Origin of the sequence: Rhodococcus sp. IEGM 1408 (genome assembly GCF_033142235.1) — a bacterium.
In the GTDB taxonomy this organism is placed as follows: Bacteria; Actinomycetota; Actinomycetes; order Mycobacteriales; family Mycobacteriaceae; genus Dietzia.
Genome location: NZ_JAWLRW010000004.1, coordinates 48,788 through 65,094 on the forward strand (window position 1 = coordinate 48,788; position 16,307 = coordinate 65,094).

Genomic DNA, 16,307 nt, shown 5'->3' on the forward strand with positions numbered 1-16,307 from the left:
GGCGCATGACTGCGCGCGGTGGGATGACGACGAGGTATGCACTCCCGGGTCGATGGGCTCGGGCCGCGTTGGCACTCCTCGTCGTCGTCGCCCTGTCCGTTCCCCTGACCGCCGCGCCATCCCGGGCGGCCACCTCGGTCGGCGACGGTGCCATCAGCACTGCGCCGATCAGCGGCATGGTGGACGCCCATGCGCACATCGCGGCGTCGCAGGCGTTCGGCGGGGCGCTGCGCTGCGGAGAACCCTTCGCCCCGGGCGGCATGGCGGAGGCGCTGGCGGACTGCCCCACGCACTCCGGTGCCGGGCACTTCTCGCTGCTGGAGTCGATCCTCGGCGGAACGGATCTGCCCGGTGGCGCTCAGGGCTTCCCGACCTTCGCGCAGTGGCCCTCGCACGACTCGCAACTCCACGAGCAGGCGTACTACACCGGTATCGAGCGGGCGTGGCGTGGCGGTCTGCGGGTGCTGAACAATCACCTGGTGGCCAACCGGGTGCTGTGTGAGGCGCTTACCGGGCTCGGGGTGTCGGCGCGCTCGTCGTGCGATGAGATGCAACAACTGCGCCGCCAGGTGGACTACCTGAACCGGATGGAGGCGCACATCGACGCCGAGTACGGCGGTCCCGGTCAGGGCTGGTTCCGGATCGCCCGCTCCCCGGAGGACGTGCGGGCGATCGCCGCGCAGGGCAAGCTCGCGGTGACGCTGGGCGTGGAGGCGTCGGAGCCGTTCGGCTGCCGGTTGGTCGACGACACGCCCCTGTGCTCGGCCGGGGACATCGATCGCGGCCTCGACGAGTTCGCCTCCTGGGGCGTGTCCACGGTGTTCCCCGTGCACAAGTTCGACAACGCCCTCGGCGGCGCCCGCATGGACGAGGACCTGGCGGGCCTGGCCGTGAACATCGGCAACAAGATCGGGAGCCAGCGCTTCTGGGAGACCGAACCGTGCGCGGGCCCCGACGCCGACCACGCGCAGCCGCTGGCCGCCACCGTCGTCGCGGACGGTCTGGCGGCGGCCTCCTCCGGCGCCCCGGCGGGTGCGGCGCTGCCGGTCTACCCCGAGGCGCCGCTGTGCAACGTCCGCGGACTCACCCCGCTGGGCGAGCACGCGGTCCGGGGCCTCATGGCCCGCGGCATGGTGATCAACATCGACCACATGGGCGTCAAGACCGCCCACCGCACGCTCGACATGGCCGCCGAGGCCGGGTACACCGGCCTGGTGGTGGACCACGCCTGGGCCACGCAGGGCAACACCCGCCGGGTGCACGAGCAGGGCGGATTCGTGGCGGCGTTCGCCTGGCCCGCCGACGCCACGGAGAACTTCGAGACCGGCTTCCTCGAGCAGTGGCGCGCCAACACGTCCGGTCTGTCACGACCCGTCGACGGCTACGGCTTCGGCTCCGACGTCAACGGGCTCGCCCCGCTCGCGGAGCCGCGGCCCAGCGCCGCCGCTGATCCGCTGGTCTACCCGTTCACCGCCCCGAGCGGGGAGGTGATGGACCGCTGGAAGTTCGGCGAGCGCGTCTACGACCTCAACACCGACGGCGTGGCGCAGTACGGGCTCTACGCGGACTGGGCGGCCGACGTGATCCACCGGGCTGGCCCCGACCGCGCCGAGCTCGAACGCCAGCTCATGGGCGGCGCCGAGGCGTGGGCGGCCAACTGGGAACGCGCCCGGTCCTCCGCCAGGTGAGCGCGCGGTCCTCCGCCGGGCAGGAGGCGGCACGGGCTAATGTCAGGCGATGACCACGGATCCGGCCCCGACCCCACGCCGCCACCGCCCCCGGATCGTGGGCGCGGCGGCGACCGGCGTCATCGTGGCGGTCCTCGGCACAGCCTGCGGCACCCCGATCCCCAAGGCCGCGCCCGGCGAGAGCCCCTCCGCCTACTCGGGGCTCGAGGTGGACGAGGACCGGATCGAGTACGCGATCGGCAAGGTCACGGACATCGTCGAGGAGGAGCTGGAGGAGTCGGGCATCCCGGGTGCGGCCGTGGCGGTGGTGCACGGCGGGGAGGTGGTCGTAGCGGAGGGCTTCGGCGTCCGCGACACCGGGACCGGCGCGAACGTGGACGAGCGCACCGTCTTCCCGCTGGCGTCGATCTCCAAGTCGGTCAGCGCCACGGTGGTGGCCGCGGAGAGTGCTAACGGCGAGGTCGGCTGGTCGACACCCGTCCGCGATCAGCTCCCGTGGTTCGAGCTCTCCGATCCCCGGATCTCCCCGCTCGTCACCGTCGGCGACCTCTTCGCCCACCGGTCCGGCCTCCCCGAGCACGCCGGCGACGACCTCGAGGACCTCGGGTACGCCCGTCCCGCGATCCTCCACGGCCTGCGCCGCCTGCCCCTGACCCCGTTCCGAACCTCCTACGCGTACACCAACTTCGGGCTGACCGCCGGCGCCGAGGCCGTTGCCGCAGCCGCGGGGACGCCGTGGGACGAGCTCGGCCGCGAACGCCTCTTCGAGCCGCTGGGCATGTCGGGCACCTCGTTCTCGCACGAGGAGCTCCTCGAGCGGGACAACCGGGCGGTCGGCCACGTCCGCGCCACCGACTCCGATCCCGGAGGCTCCGTCGGCAACTGGATCCCGGCCGTCCCCGGTCGCGACCCCGACGCCCAGGCCCCGGCGGGTGGCCTGAGCTCGTCGGTCACCGACATGGCGCGGTGGATGGCCATGGTGCTCCGCGACGGCAAGGCGGCCGACGGCTCGCAGGTGGTGCCGTCCGAGGCGCTGCGCGAGGCCCTCACCCCACAGATCGTCTCCGCCCCGCCTCAGTCCCCGGCGGACCGCCCCGGTGCCTATGGCTACGGATTCAACGTCTCGACCAGTTCCTCGGGCCGTGTCCAGTGGAGCCATTCGGGCGCGTTCGCCCTGGGTGCGGGCACCGCGATGCTCATGATGCCCTCGCTCGACCTGGGGATCATCACCCTGACCAATGCCGCGCCGGTCGGGGTGGCCGAGACGATCAACGCCCGCGTCGCCGACCTCGCCCAGTACGGGGACCGGACGCTGGACTGGGGCGAGCTCTACGGCCAGGCGTTCGCACAGCTGCTCGACCCGGTAGGAGACCTGACCGGCGCGCCACAACCCACTGACCCGGAGCCGCCGCGGCCCCTGGACCAGCTCGTCGGGACCTACCGCAACGACTACTTCGGCACCCTCGAGGTGCGCCGGGCCGGCGACGCGCTGTCCCTCGCCTGGGGTCGGGGGCTCGCTCCCTGGCCGCTCGAGCACTGGGATGGTGACACCTTCGCGGCGGGCCCGGAGAGCGAGAACTGGACCCCGGGCTCGCGCGGCAGCGTGACCTTCAACGGCGACCGGGTCACGCTCGACCTGCTCGAGGGCAACGGCCTCGGGACCTTCACCCGCGTCGCCGAGCCTTCAGAACCCGCCGGGCCTTCATAGCCCGCCGAGCCTTCAGAATCCGCCGGGTCCGCCGAGCCCGGTCGCTAGGCTCCGGCCCGACCAGCTAGGCTCCGGCCCGACCAGCTAGGCTCCGGCCCCGGTCAGCTTCTCCGCGCGGCGCCGGTCGCGTTTGGCATCGGAGTCGGCGGTGGTCAGGAAGGTCGAGAACCAACTCATCCGCGGGTCGGCGTCCACCAGGAAGGTCTTGACCGCGAGCGTGAGCGGCACTGCCAGGATCGCGCCCAGCGGGCCGGCCACCGCGGACCAGAACACCAGTGACAGGAACGTGACGGTGGGCGTCAGCCCCACGGCGTCGCCGGTGAACTTGGGCTGGATGAAGCTCTGCATGACCAGGTTGATCACGCTGTAGATCACCACCACCCAGAGGGCGTCGACCGGGCCGCCGGTCAGCAGCGCGAACAGCGCGGGCGGCACGAGCCCCAGGACGAAGCCGATGTTGGGGATGTAGTTGGTGACAAAGGCCAGCACACCCCACACCAGGGCCAACGGCACCCCGAGGATCATCAGCGCGGCCACGTCGATGACCGCCACGATGAGGCCGAACACGGTGGAGACGATCCAGTACGACTTCACGCCGTCGGTGAACGAGCTGAGCGCGTCCGCCAGGCGGGGCCGCTGGCGGGCGATCACGGCCCGGCGACGGGTGATGCCGGGGACGTCAAAGACGAGGAAGGTCAGCGCGATCACCAGGACGGTGAGTTGCCCGCCCGCCGAGGACAGCTGCCCGGCCACGTTCTGGACGGTCCCGACGATCGTGGTCGGGTCCACGCCCTGCAGGCTCGAGGTGACCTGCTCCTCGCTCACCCCGAAGGTGCCGAGGAACGCGATGGTCTGCTCGTACAGCTCGACGAACTTGTCCTGGTACTGCGGGATCTCCTCGGCGGCGATCCACAGCGCCCACACCAGCATCCCGACCAGGGCGGCCAGCACGAGGTAGAGCACCACCAGGACGATCATCATCCCGCCCCACCTCGGCAGTCCCGCGCGCTCGAGCAGCTTCTGGAGCGGCTGCGCGGCGATCACCAGGTTGAGGGCGAGGAAAGCGGGCATGACCATGCTCGCGTGCTCGGAGATCCCCCAGAGCACCACGAACGCGGCGGCCAGCGCCACCACCGTGACCGCGGAGATCCCCCAGCCCTTGGGCTCCTCGTGTGGGGCGGGCATGTCTGGCTGGCGTGCGCCATCGCCGATGGTGGTCATGACTCCTCCTCGACCCGCGCCCCGTGCGCTGGACGCCGATCAGACTAGACCCTGTTAGCTCGCGGCCAGTGCCGATCGGATGGCGCCGGTGTCCACGGCGTCGAGGTCGGAGGGGTCCCAGGTGGGGTTGCGGTCCTTGTCGATCACCACGGCGCGCACACCCTCGACAAAGTCGGGCCGGGCGGTGATCCACCCGCCGAGCGCCAATTCGTTCGCCAGGCACTCGCGCAGGCCCTCGGCCCGGGCCCCGGCGCGCAGCAACTCGATGGTCGCGACGACCGACGTCGGGCAGTGGGAGCGGAACATCTCGAGCGTCGCGGTGGCCCACTCGTCCTGCTCGCCGGACTCCAGCGCGGCGATCATCTCCTGAGCGGTCTCGCGGGAGAAGACGCTCTCGATCCGCTCGATGTGGCGCTCGACGGCGGACTCCCCCGCTGCCGAGCGGTCGAGGGTGAACCGCTCGAGGGCGGCTTCCAGGCCGTCTTCGCCGATGGCGGTGACAAAGGGGTCGCGGTCCTCGTCGTCGACAAGGTGGGTGGCGAGACCGGTGTAGAGGGCGTCGGCGGAGTTCATCCGGACCCCGGTGGTGCCCAGGTAGATCCCCACCGCCAGGCCGCGGGCGCCGCCGCCGCACAGTCGCGGCAGGAAGTGGCTGGCGCCGACGTCGGGGATGAACCCGATCGCCGTCTCCGGCATGGCCATCATGACCTTCTTGGTCACCACGCGGTGCGAGCCGTTGATGGAGATGCCCAGCCCGCCGCCCATCGCGACACCGTGGATCACGGCGACCGTCGGCACGCGGTGGAAGTGGTACGCGAGGTCCATCGCGTACTCCTCGGAGAAGAATTCACGGTTGGTGGCGTGGTCCCCGGCGGCGGCGGCGTCGCGCAGCGCGCGGATGTCGCCGCCCGCGCAGAAAGCCTTCTCGGAGGTGCTGGTGGTGACCACCGCTTCGACGCCCGTGTCCTGCGCGGCCGCGTCGAGGGCGGCGTGCAGGGACCGGCACATGTCCAGGTCGAGGGAGTTCAGCGCCTTGGGGCGGTCGAGGACGATGTGCTGCATCCGGCCTTCGCGGCGGGTGGTGATGAATTCGCTCATGACCCCCAGTGTGGCAGGCCCGCCGCGGAGAGTCGTCGGGATACTAGGAATTCCTACCTAGTTCGCCCCCGGGGACCGCCCGCCCGCCGTCACCCGCCGAGCAGCTTGGCTGCCACGTCCGGGACGTACCGGAACTCGTCGCGCGGCGGCCGCTCATAGCTGGTCCCCTCGGGTCGCTCCGGGATCTCGAACGTCGGCGGCTCGAGCTTCTCCCACGGGATGGTGGAGAGCAGGTGCGAGATCACGTTGATCCGCGAGCGCTTCTTGTCCTCCGACTCGACCGTGTACCAGGGCGCCTCGGGGATGTCGGTGTGCACGAACATCTCGTCCTTGGCCCGGCTGTAGGCCTCCCACCGGTTGATGGACTCCAGGTCGATCGGCGAGAGCTTCCAGCGACGCATGGGGTCGCGGTGGCGGTCCCGGAAGCGACGCTCCTGCTCCTCGTCGGAGACGGAGAACCAGTACTTGCGCAGCATGATCCCGTCCTCCACCAGCAGTCGCTCGAAGATCGGCGCCTGATGGAGGAAGCGGCGGTACTCGTCAGTGGTGCAGAATCCCATCACCCGTTCCACGCCGGCCCGGTTGTACCAGGAGCGGTCGAGGATCACGATCTCCCCGGCCGCGGGCAGGTGCTCGATGTAGCGCTGGAAGTACCACTGGGTCCTCTGGACCTCGGTCGGCGCGGGCAGCGCGACCACGCGGGCGTGCCGCGGATTGAGGTACTGGGTGATGCGCTTGATCGCCGAGCCCTTGCCTGCGGCGTCGCGGCCCTCGAACACCACCACCAGCCGGTTGCCCGTCTCCTTGACCCAGGCCTGCATCTCCACGAGCTCCGCCTGCAGACGCTCGAGCTCTTTCTCGTACGCCTTTGCGGGAAGCTTCTCCAGGCCGCTGGGGAGCACCTTCTTCCCCGACCCGGTCTCCGCGGCGGTCTTCTTGTGGTCCTTTTTGCTGCCCATAGCAGGCGATCCTACGTCCAGGAGGTACCCGTCGGCCCCTGGAACGTTCACCCGAGGGCCGGAGATCGTTCTTGACAGTCTGGTGGATACTGTCTAGCTTTCACGCGGGTGACGCCTGTCGCCTCTGCTGTCAATCGGAGGCCGCATGCCCCACCTCTCCCGCCGGAGCTTCCTCGGCTCCGTCGCCGCCGCCGGAATCGCGGCCCTCAGCACGGGCGCCGCCGCGTCCGCCCAGGACACCGACTCCGCCGGCCCCGCCGTCGCACGGCCGGGCGGTCGGATCCCGCACGAGGTGGAAGAGCATCGCGTCCTGGTGGTGGGCAGCGGCTTCGGCGGCGGCGTCGCCTCGCTCAGGCTCGCGCAGGCCGGCGTCCCCGTCGTCGTCCTCGAACGTGGCCGCCGCTGGCCCACCGGACCGAACGCCGACACCTTCCCCAGCGCCACCGCCCCGGACGCACGCGCGCTGTGGTTCCGCTCCACACCCGAGGTGTTCGGGCGGCCCGTGGACCTCCCCCGCTACACCGGGCTCCTCGAGGCCTCCGTCGGCGAGAACATGACCTCGGTGTGCGCGACCGGCGTCGGCGGCGGATCACTGATCTACCAGGGCATGGCGCTCCAACCCACCGAGGAGCTGTTCCACAACTGGTTCCCGGGTGCGATCGACTGGCGGGAGATGGACCGGGAGTTCTACCCGCGCGTGTCCCGGATGCTCCGGCTGGCCGAGGCCCCCGACGAGCTGGTCGAGTCCGCCCCGTACGCCGCCTCGCGGGTGTTCGCCCAGCGGGTCCGCGCCGCCGGACTGCCGCTGCGCAAGATCCCCATGCCGATCGACTGGGACTACGCGTTGGCCGAGCTCCGCGGCGAGATGCGGCCGTCGTACACCAACGGCGACAGCTCGCTCGGCGTCAACAACGGCGGCAAGCACTCCGTCGACGTCACCTACCTGGCCGAGGCCGAGGCCACCGGGCTCGTCGACGTGCGCCCCCTGCACGACGTCCGCGCGATGCGCCGGACGCCGGACGGCCGCTGGGAGCTCGACGTGGAGGTCCTCGACACCTCCGGCGCCGTGCTCAAGACGCTCACCCTGCGTGCACCCACCCTGATCCTCGCGGCCGGCTCGGTGGGCACCGCCACCCTGCTCACCCGCGCGGCCGCCACCGGCGCCGTCACCGACCTGCCCGAGTCGATCGGCGCCGGCTGGGGCACCAACGCCGACCGCATCTACATGTGGACCGACCCCACCGCCGGGTTCGGCCCGGTCCAGGGCGGCCCGGTGGTCTACGGCAGCCTCAACTGGTCCGACCCCGCCTCCGCGCACACCATCATCCAGGCGTCCCTGCCGTCGTTCGGTCCGCCAGTCCACACCACCGTGCTCGTGGGCTACGGGGTCAGCGCCGATCGCGGCCGGGTGGTCTACGACGCGGCAGGCGACCGGGGCCTGATCCGGTGGCCCGCAGGCGGCGACGCCGCGATCCTGCACGGCCACATCGACCCGACCGCCCGCGCGATCGTCGGACCGACCGGCCACCTCACCGACACCAACCGCCTGGTCAACTCCACGTGGCACCCACTGGGCGGCGCCGTGATGGACCAGGTCTGCGACATCGACGGCCGCGTCCTGGGCCAACGCGGGCTGTACGTGGTCGACGGCGCCCTCATCCCGGGCACCACCGCCGCCTGCAACCCGTCCTTGACCATCGCCGCGATCGCCGAGCGCGCCCTGGACCGGATCGTCCGCCATGACGTGGGCACCCTCATCTGACGACGCGGCCGACGGAACCGCGTCGGGTGGAGCAGGGTCCGGCAGCGGTCCGACCAGGTCGCCGGGATACTGGTCAGTGTGAGGTCCCGAGACGCCGTCCTGGAAGCCACCCGGAACATCATCGGGGAGGCCGGCTTCCACGGCGTCAACATCGCCGCCGTGGCCAAGCGCGCCGGGGTGAGCCGCCAGACCGTGTACTCCATCTTCGGCACCCGCGAGGAGCTGGTCTCCCAGGCGGTCTCGGACCGTCTGACCACGCTGGTCAGCGCGTTCACGGACCTGCTCGCGTCGGTCGGGTCGCCGCTGGAGCTGCTCGTGGAGACCATGGTCGAGGCCCGGCGCCGAATCCTGGACGATCCCCTGCTGCGGGTGCTCGCGCTCTCCGGCACGGGCAACCCGATCTTCGACCCCGGCGCCGCCGAGCGCGCGCACGGCTACTGCGTGGCCCTGCTCTCCCCGGCCATCGACCGGTTCCCCGAGCTCTCCGGCCGCATCGACTTCCTCGCCGACATCAGCATGCACGTGGGCTGGTCGGTGCTGTGCCTGGACGATCCGGCCTCGCGATCCGACGCCGAACTGCGCGCGTTCCTCACCGCCTGGCTGGCACCGATGCTCCGGTCGCTCGAGACGTGAGCCGACCCGTGCTGGTCCTGTGGGACCTCGACCTCACGCTGCTCGATCCGGCCGGCTTCGGCACGCGGATGATCACCCCCGCGCTCGCCGGGTTCCTGGGCCGCGACCCCGTCATGGGCGCGTCGTTCGCCGGGCGGACCGACCGCGCGATCCTCACCGATCTGCTCGAGCGGAACGGGATGGAGCGGCCCGACGACGAGGTGGTCACCCGCCTGATGGACGCCGTGGCCGAGCGGTGCGAGGCCTTCGGCCGGGACCTCCTCGACGCCGGCGGCGGAGCGCTGCCCGGCGCCCACGACGCGGTTGCCGCGCTCGCCTCGGACGAGCGGCTGCACCAGGGGATCGTCACCGGCAACATGCGCCGGACTGCCCTGCTCAAGCTGGGGTTGTGCGGATTCGACGGCCTGCCCGATCCCGCGCTGGGGGCGTTCGGGGATCACCACGTCGACCGCGCGCACCTGGTCCGCGACGCCGTCGTCACCGCCCGTGCCCGCGGCCTCGACGTGTCCGCCTCACACGCGGTCGTCGTGGGCGACCATGTCCATGACGTCCGCGGGGCGCTCGACGCGGGCGCCCGCTGCGTCGCCGTGGCCACCGGCCGGGTCTCCGCCGGCCGACTCCACGCGGCCGGTGCCCACGCCGTCCTGCCCGACCTCACCGACTCCGACGCCCTCCTGGCGGCCATCCGAACCGCAGCCCACTGATCCCTGCTCTCTGATCCCTGCCGGCCAGATTCGCGCCGGCCTCATCCATGGCGGCCTGATCCCTGCCGGCCTGATCCGCGAAGTTTGTCGTAACTGCTGCGGGATTCGGCGTGATTCTTCGCAGTAGCTACGACACAACGCTCGGGGGGCCGCGGGGCGCGCAGGTTCGGGGCGGGGGGCCGCTTCACGTCGGCCGTGAATGGCGCGTCAATGCCGCCCTGATCTGCCGAATCACCATCAGTGGGCTGCGCAGCATCTGTGCGGTAATCCGGATCGGCAGCCAGCCCAGCTCTGCCAGCTGGGCATTCACCCAGGCATCGAACTCCCAGTCGGACTTCCGCCGGTGGAGCTCACTGTCGTAGAAGATCGCGACTCTCTGCTTCTCATATCCCAGATCGGCAGTGGCGATCTTCACTCCGAACTCGTTCCGGATCACCAGCTGCGGGGTGGCCGCCGGCAGCCCCGCCCGCACGAGCAGCAGCCGAATTCGGGTCTCGGGTGGAGAGTCCGACCGCCGGTCGCACGATCCGAGCAGTGCACGAACTCGGCCCACCCCGTGCACCCCCACCATCTGCTCAGCCACCGCGCCGACCACTGCCACGTCCGTTCGGCCCCGGTTGCAGACTGCGTCGATCTTGGCGATGGCCGCGTCGTCGTCGTCTTCCCATCGCGCCACGTCCACCGCAGTACGCGGTACGGAGGTGACCCGTAATCCACCGACCGTGACCACGTGATCTGGTGGCAGCTCCCGTGCCAATCTCCGGATGCGTACGCCGCGGGCTGACCGCGGTGTCCCGACCGAGTAGATGTCGATCTCCCGGCCCACGGAATCCGGTGCGAACCAGCGTTCGCGATGGAGCAGGGCTGCGCCGAGCCCGCCGACTATCGATCCCGTCGGCGCCCACAGGAGTGCGGCGCGCACCAGAATTCGAGGCTCCACCGGCGAGGCCGCGTCAACGTAGACGTCTGGGAACAGCCGACGGTGAATTGTCCGGAGTTGGTAGGGAGTCACTCGACCAGCTGCTAGGGCCTCGCTGCCGAGAAAGGGCATTGGCGGTTCCGATGACTGCACGCGCCAATCGTGATCCAGATCGGACCGTACCGACACGGCGGAGAGCGCTCCTGTGGATAGTGCGGACGACCATCCACAAGTCGCTCGGGGGCGCACACCGCTCCGGTGTCGTTTCGCACGCTGCAGCCCGAGCGACCCACCCACTACCCTGCTCAGCGTCTTGTCGTAACCACGGCGAAAACCAACCTGGTTTTTCGCAGTAGCTACGACAAGCCTGCAACTGGGAGCGCGGGGCGGAGGGGGCGCGAGCGCACGCGGCGCGGGGCGGAGGGGGCGCCGGGGCTCAGCCGTCGACCTGCTCGCCGAGCTCCATCCAACGGTCCTCGAGCTGGCCCTTCTCCCCCGCGACGTCCTTGAGGTCGCTGTCGAGCGACGCCAGCTTCTCGGAGTCCATGGCCTCCCCGGCGGCGGCGGCCATGAGGGCCTGGAGCTCGACCTCGCGCTTGTCCAGCTTGCCCATCTGGCGCTCGATCTTGGACATCTCCTTGCGCAGCACCCGCTCCTCGCCGGAACTCAGCGCCGAGCCGCCCGACCCGCCCGCGCGGCCGCCCGAGCCGGAGCCGGAGCCGCCACCAGCAGAGCCAGCGGAGGTCGGTCCGGCCGGCAGATCGCGCAAGATCTTGCCCGAGTCGCCCGCGGCGCCGGCGGTCTTGCGGCGCTCGAGGTACTCGTCGATCCCCCGCGGCAGGTTGGTGAGCCCGCCGTCGCCGAACAGCGCCCACACCGAGTCACAGATGCGCTCGACCAGGTAGCGGTCGTGCGAGATCACGACCATCGTGCCGGGCCACCCGTCGAGCAGGTCCTCGAGCTGGCGCAGGGTGTCGATGTCGAGGTCGTTGGTGGGCTCGTCGAGCAGCAGCACGTTGGGCTCGGCCATCAGCACGCGCGTCAGCTGCAGCCGCCGACGCTCACCGCCGGACAGGTCCCCGACGGGCGTGCGCTGGCGGGCCGGGGAGAAGCCCAGTCGCTCGGCCAGCTGGGCGGCGGACAGCTCGAAATCGCCGAACGTCACGCGCATCGCGACGTCCTCGATCGCCTCGAGCACCCGCTGATCCAGCGGAAGGTCGTCCAGCTCCTGGCGCAGCCAGCCGATCTTGACGGTCTTGCCCTCCTTGCGCCGCCCGGCCGCGAGCGGCGCCGCACCGGCCAGCGCGCGAAGCAGCGTGGTCTTTCCGGAGCCGTTCACTCCGACCAGGCCCAGCCGCTCGCCGGGGGCCAGACGCCAGGTCAGGTCGTCCACCAGGACGCGGCCGTCCGGGGCTTCCAGGCGGGCGTCCTCGAGCTCGATCACGACCTTGCCCAGCCGCCGCGCCGCAAAGCTCGACAGACGTAGCGAGTCGCGGGGCGGCGGCACGTCCTTGATCAGCGCCTCGGCCGCCTCGATGCGGTACTTGGGCTTGGCCGTCCGGGCCGGGGCGCCGCGACGCAGCCAGGCCAGCTCCTTCTTCACGAGTTGCTGCCGCCGCGACTCGGTGATCGAGCTCTGCCTGTCCCGCTCCGCCCGGGCGAACACCCAGTCGTTGTACCCGCCCTCGAACTGCTCGACGCGGCCGTCGACCACTTCCCAGGTGTAGGTGGCGACGGTGTCGAGGAACCACCGGTCGTGTGTGACGACGACGAGGGCGCTCGATCGCGAGCGGAGGTGATCCGCCAGCCACTGGACCCCCTCGACGTCGAGGTGGTTGGTCGGCTCGTCCAGCACCAGCAGGTCCAGGTCCTGCACCAGGGCCGCGGCCAGCGAGACCCGCCGGCGCTCGCCGCCGGACAGGTCGGCGACCGGGGTGTCCAGGCCCAGGTCGTGGATGCCGATGCCGTCGAGCACGGCACGGATCCGCGAATCGCCCGCCCATTCGTGGGTGTCCATCCCGAGCCCGCCGATCACGGCCGCGCCGACGGTGTCGGCGGCCAGCACGGTGCGCTGGGTGACCACGGCCACCCGCAGACCGCTCACAATCGACACCCGGCCGGTGTCGGGCTCGGCGACCCCGGTGAGGATCTCGAGCAGCGTGGTCTTTCCGCCGCCGTTGAGGCCGACCACTCCGATGCGGTCGCCGGCGTTGACGCCCAGGGAGACGTCGTCGAGTACCTGCCGGATCCCGAAGGACACCGAGCACTGCTCGAGATTGATGAGATTACTGGGGGCCATTACTGCTCCGTGGTCTGTTGCGGGTGATCAAGAATGTGGGCGCCGCCGACCGGGCCGTGGGTGATGCGGACCTCGCGCGCGACGCCCGCCTGGCTCACCTCGGCGGCCACGGCGATCGCGTGCTCGCGGTCCGAGCAGAAGAACAGGCACGTGGGCCCGGAGCCGGAGACCAGGCCGTGCAGCGCCCCCGCCTCCTGCCCGGCGCGCAGGGTTCTGCGGAGGGCGGGCATGAGCGAGAGCGCGGCGGGCTGGAGGTCGTTGGCCAGCAGCCCGGCCACGCGGGCCGGGTCGTCGCCGGCCAGCGCCTCGACCAGCGGCTCCACGCCGCCGGCGCGGGTAACGCCGCCGGCGCGGGTAACGCCGCCGGCGCGGGTAACGCCGCCGGCGCGGGTAACGCCGCCGGCGCGGGCCGGATCGCGACCGCCGCCCTCGCGCTGCCGGTCATCGCGCAGCCGGTCGAGTTCGGCGAACACCACAGGGGTGGACAGCCCGCCGTCGGCCAGGGCCACCACCACGTGCTGCTCGGCGCCGGCGCGCAGCAGCGTCGCCAGCTTCTCGCCGCGGCCCGTGCCGAGGGCCGTGCCGCCGCGGAGACAGAAGGGGACGTCGCTGCCCAGCGTGGCGGCCCGCTCCTCGAGCGCCGCGCGGCCCAGTCCCAGGCCGAGCAGCCGATCGGTGGCCACCAGCGCGGCCGCGGCGTCCGCGCTGCCGCCGGCCATCCCGCCGGCCACGGGGACGCCCTTGACGATCCGGATGGCCAACCGAGCGTCCGACCCCGCCTCCTCGCGGAGCAGATCGACCGCCCGGGCAGCCAGGTTGGACCGATCGGTGGGCACCTGGGCTGCGCCGGGGCCGGAGACGACCACCTCGTCGTCGTGGCCGGGGTCGTCGGGGTCGTCGTCGACGAGCGACACGGTGACCTGCTCCCACAGGTCCACGGCCCGGTACACGGTGAGCAGGTCGTGGAATCCGTCGGCGCGCAGGTCGCCGACCCCCAGGTGGAGGTTGATCTTGGCGGGGGCGACGGCCGTCACGGCGCGCGCGCCGGTGAGGGTGGAGACGTCACGGGGCACGGCGTCCAGCTTACGGCTCGCGGCGCACCTGCCCGATCCCGAGCCGCCGCGCCGCCTCGGCGATGCGGACGAAGTCGGCGGTGGTGAGCTGCTCCCCGCGCGCCTTCGGGTCCACGTCGGCCTCGACCAGCGCCAGTTCGGCGTCCGCGGGCGACCCCGCCCAGCCGGACAGTGCCGCACGAAGGGTCTTGCGCCGCTGGGCGAAGGCGGCGTCGGCCACCGCGAACACCCGGCGGCGGTGTGCCTCGCCCAGGTCCCACGGCGGGGTCTCGTACGCGTCGATCCGCACCAGCCCCGACTCGACGTTGGGCACGGGCCAGAAGACGTTGCGCCCCACGGTGCCGGTGCGGCGGACGGTGCCGAAGAAGCCGGCCTTGACGCTCGGCACCCCGTAGACGCGGGAACCCGGGGGTGCGGCCAGCCGGTCGGCCACCTCGAGCTGCACCATCACCAGCGCCGTCCGCAGCGTCGGCACCTCCGCGAGGAGATGCAGCAGCACGGGGACGGAGATGTTGTAGGGCAGGTTGGCCACCAGCGCGGTGGGCGCGGGCACGCCCGGGTCGGTGCTGCCGAGATCCGCGCCGTGGGAATCGGTGCTGCGCAGGTCCACCCCCCGGACGGCGAGGGCGTCGGCCGTCACCACGGTCAGGTTCCCGGCCAGCTCCGGCGCCCGCTCGGCGACGGTGCGGGGCAGGCGCCCGGCCAGCGCCGGGTCGATCTCGATCGCCACCACGTGACCGGCGGCGTCGAGCAGCGGCAGGGTCAGCGACCCGAGTCCGGGCCCCACCTCGATCACGGTGTCGCTGCGCCCCACCCCGGAGCCGATGACGATCCGGCGGACCGTGTTGGCGTCGTGGACGAAGTTCTGCCCGAGCGACTTGGTGGGCTTGATGTCCAGTTCTGCGGCGAGCGCGCGCACCTCCTGCGGGCCGAGTAGGTCGGCCTTTCCGCGGAAGGTCGCGTCCGGGGCGGTCAGCGCAGGCCCAGCTTGGAGGTGCAGGCGGGCCAGGCGCCCCAGCCCTGCGAGGCCTGGACCTTCTCGGCAATAGCGATCTGCTGCTCCCGCGTGGCCAGGTGGGCACTGGGCGCGTACTGCGTGCCGCCGTGGCCGGCCCACGTACCGGCGGCGAACTGCAGGCCGCCGGAGTAGCCGTTGCCGTTGTTGATGCTCCAGTTGCCGGTGGACTCGCACTGGGCGATCGAGTCCCAGACGCTGCCGCGGGAGGATTCGGGCACCGACGGCGCGGGCTTGGTGCCCACCTTCACGACCGCCGGGCGGGCCTCGGTGCGGACGATCTCCGCGCTGCGCTCGCGCTCGGTCTCCACTCCGTTGACGCGGGTCACGGAGTAGCTGACCTCGCGCTCGCCGGGGGTTCCGGGCTCGACCACCGTGCGCTCGCCCTCGGGCGCCTCGGGATCCTCGGTGACACTCTCGGGGGCCTGGTACTGCTCGACCGCGGTCTCCATGGCGATCGCCACGCGGGTGATGGTGACCTGGGTACCGGGGGTGGCGGGCGCGTCGGCGGCGGGCTCGACGGTGTCCAGCGGGCCCAGGGCGATGCCCGCGCGTTCGAGGTACTCCCCGACCGTGTCGCCGGGCGAGGCGAGCGGGGTGGCCGGGCCGCCGCCATCGGACAGCAGCAGCGCGCGCGGGGTGACCACCGAGACGCGGGTGCCGTCGAGCGGGACCTCGGCGTCGATGCGGGGGGTGACGTAGCTGCGCGGCGGCACGTCGCCACGCTCGGCGATCAGCTCGGCCACGGTGGTGGCGGTGGTCCAGACCTGCTCGGGCCGCCCGTCCAGCTCGACGGTCACGGGCCGCGCGCGCTGCAGCTTCACGGTGTCGCCGTCGTCCAGACGGTCACCGGGCGCGATCACCACGTCACGCTCGTCCACGCTGTAGCCGGCCTCCTCGAGGGCGGTGCGCACGTCGGAGGTGAAGGTGACCAGCTCGATCGGCGCGCCGTCGACCTCGAGGGTGAACTCGGTGCGCTGATCCAGCGCGCTCACGCCGCCCACGACCAGGGTGGTGAGCATGCCGGCCACGGACAGCCGCAACATGGTCGAGCGGGACCGGTGGATGCGGTGGATCGGGGCGAACACGCCCATCGCGCCCGTGGGTGTGTCGGTCCGTGCGTCGTCAACCACTGGTCAGTTCTCTCCTCGCATCGCCCGCGGGCGCCCATCCGGCCGTCCGCGTTACATCACGATAGCGTAACGAGTAGGCGCTGCCGGGGCAAAGT

General features: G+C 71.8%; 13 protein-coding genes. 5 read left to right on the forward strand and 8 right to left on the reverse strand.

Annotated features, from left to right (window positions below; translation table 11 throughout):
* The first annotated feature begins 5 nt into the window (after nt 1-5).
* On the forward strand, nt 6-1,688 hold the full coding sequence (locus R4P08_RS07530; protein ID WP_317813177.1) for a hypothetical protein: 1,683 nt from the start codon (nt 6-8) through the stop codon (nt 1,686-1,688).
* 49 nt (nt 1,689-1,737) lie between these two features.
* Entirely contained in the window at nt 1,738-3,396 is a 1,659-nt protein-coding gene (locus tag R4P08_RS07535) for a serine hydrolase (RefSeq protein ID WP_317813178.1), read from the forward strand.
* A gap of 84 nt (nt 3,397-3,480) precedes the next feature.
* Here the strand turns inward: R4P08_RS07535 and R4P08_RS07540 are convergent, their stop codons facing one another.
* The 3 genes from R4P08_RS07540 to ppk2 all read right to left on the reverse strand — a co-directional run bounded on the left by R4P08_RS07540 (nt 3,481) and on the right by ppk2 (nt 6,674).
* Entirely contained in the window at nt 3,481-4,617 is a 1,137-nt protein-coding gene (locus R4P08_RS07540; RefSeq protein WP_317813179.1) for an AI-2E family transporter, read from the reverse strand.
* A 54-nt stretch (nt 4,618-4,671) separates the two neighbouring features.
* A complete protein-coding gene (locus R4P08_RS07545) occupies nt 4,672-5,715 on the reverse strand; it encodes an enoyl-CoA hydratase/isomerase family protein (RefSeq protein WP_317813180.1) in 1,044 nt (347 codons plus the stop codon).
* Between the two features lie 89 nt (nt 5,716-5,804).
* On the reverse strand, nt 5,805-6,674 hold the full coding sequence (gene ppk2, locus R4P08_RS07550) for a polyphosphate kinase 2 (RefSeq protein WP_317813181.1): 870 nt from the start codon (nt 6,672-6,674) through the stop codon (nt 5,805-5,807).
* A 145-nt stretch (nt 6,675-6,819) separates the two neighbouring features.
* Here ppk2 and R4P08_RS07555 point away from each other — a divergent pair, with 145 nt between their 5' ends.
* From R4P08_RS07555 to R4P08_RS07565, 3 genes are all read left to right on the forward strand, one after another.
* Nucleotides 6,820-8,436 (forward strand): GMC oxidoreductase, encoded by a 1,617-nt coding sequence (locus R4P08_RS07555; RefSeq protein ID WP_317813182.1) that lies wholly within the window; start codon nt 6,820-6,822, stop codon nt 8,434-8,436.
* A gap of 78 nt (nt 8,437-8,514) precedes the next feature.
* A complete protein-coding gene (locus R4P08_RS07560; RefSeq protein ID WP_317813183.1) occupies nt 8,515-9,069 on the forward strand; it encodes a TetR/AcrR family transcriptional regulator in 555 nt (184 codons plus the stop codon).
* Nucleotides 9,066-9,773, forward strand: coding sequence for an HAD hydrolase-like protein (locus R4P08_RS07565; RefSeq protein ID WP_317813184.1), 708 nt, complete (start codon nt 9,066-9,068; stop codon nt 9,771-9,773). The genes R4P08_RS07560 and R4P08_RS07565 overlap by 4 nt, the downstream gene beginning before the upstream one ends.
* Before the next feature lie 184 nt (nt 9,774-9,957).
* On the opposite strand, the gene R4P08_RS07570 is transcribed toward R4P08_RS07565, so the two are convergent.
* The 5 genes from R4P08_RS07570 to R4P08_RS07590 form a co-directional block, all read right to left on the reverse strand.
* Nucleotides 9,958-10,881, reverse strand: a complete 924-nt coding sequence (locus R4P08_RS07570) for a hypothetical protein (RefSeq protein WP_317813185.1) — start codon at nt 10,879-10,881, stop codon at nt 9,958-9,960.
* 247 nt (nt 10,882-11,128) lie between these two features.
* Nucleotides 11,129-12,991, reverse strand: coding sequence for an ABC-F family ATP-binding cassette domain-containing protein (locus R4P08_RS07575; protein ID WP_317813186.1), 1,863 nt, complete (start codon nt 12,989-12,991; stop codon nt 11,129-11,131).
* Nucleotides 12,991-14,064 (reverse strand): 4-(cytidine 5'-diphospho)-2-C-methyl-D-erythritol kinase, encoded by a 1,074-nt coding sequence (locus tag R4P08_RS07580; RefSeq protein WP_317813187.1) that lies wholly within the window; start codon nt 14,062-14,064, stop codon nt 12,991-12,993. The genes R4P08_RS07575 and R4P08_RS07580 overlap by 1 nt, the downstream gene beginning before the upstream one ends.
* Nucleotides 14,065-14,074: 10 nt before the next feature.
* On the reverse strand, nt 14,075-15,040 hold the full coding sequence (gene rsmA / locus R4P08_RS07585) for a 16S rRNA (adenine(1518)-N(6)/adenine(1519)-N(6))-dimethyltransferase RsmA (protein ID WP_317813518.1): 966 nt from the start codon (nt 15,038-15,040) through the stop codon (nt 14,075-14,077).
* Nucleotides 15,037-16,212, reverse strand: a complete 1,176-nt coding sequence (locus tag R4P08_RS07590) for a transglycosylase family protein (RefSeq protein WP_317813188.1) — start codon at nt 16,210-16,212, stop codon at nt 15,037-15,039. Before R4P08_RS07590 ends, rsmA begins: the two co-directional genes overlap by 4 nt.
* Between the last annotated feature and the right edge of the window lie 95 nt (nt 16,213-16,307).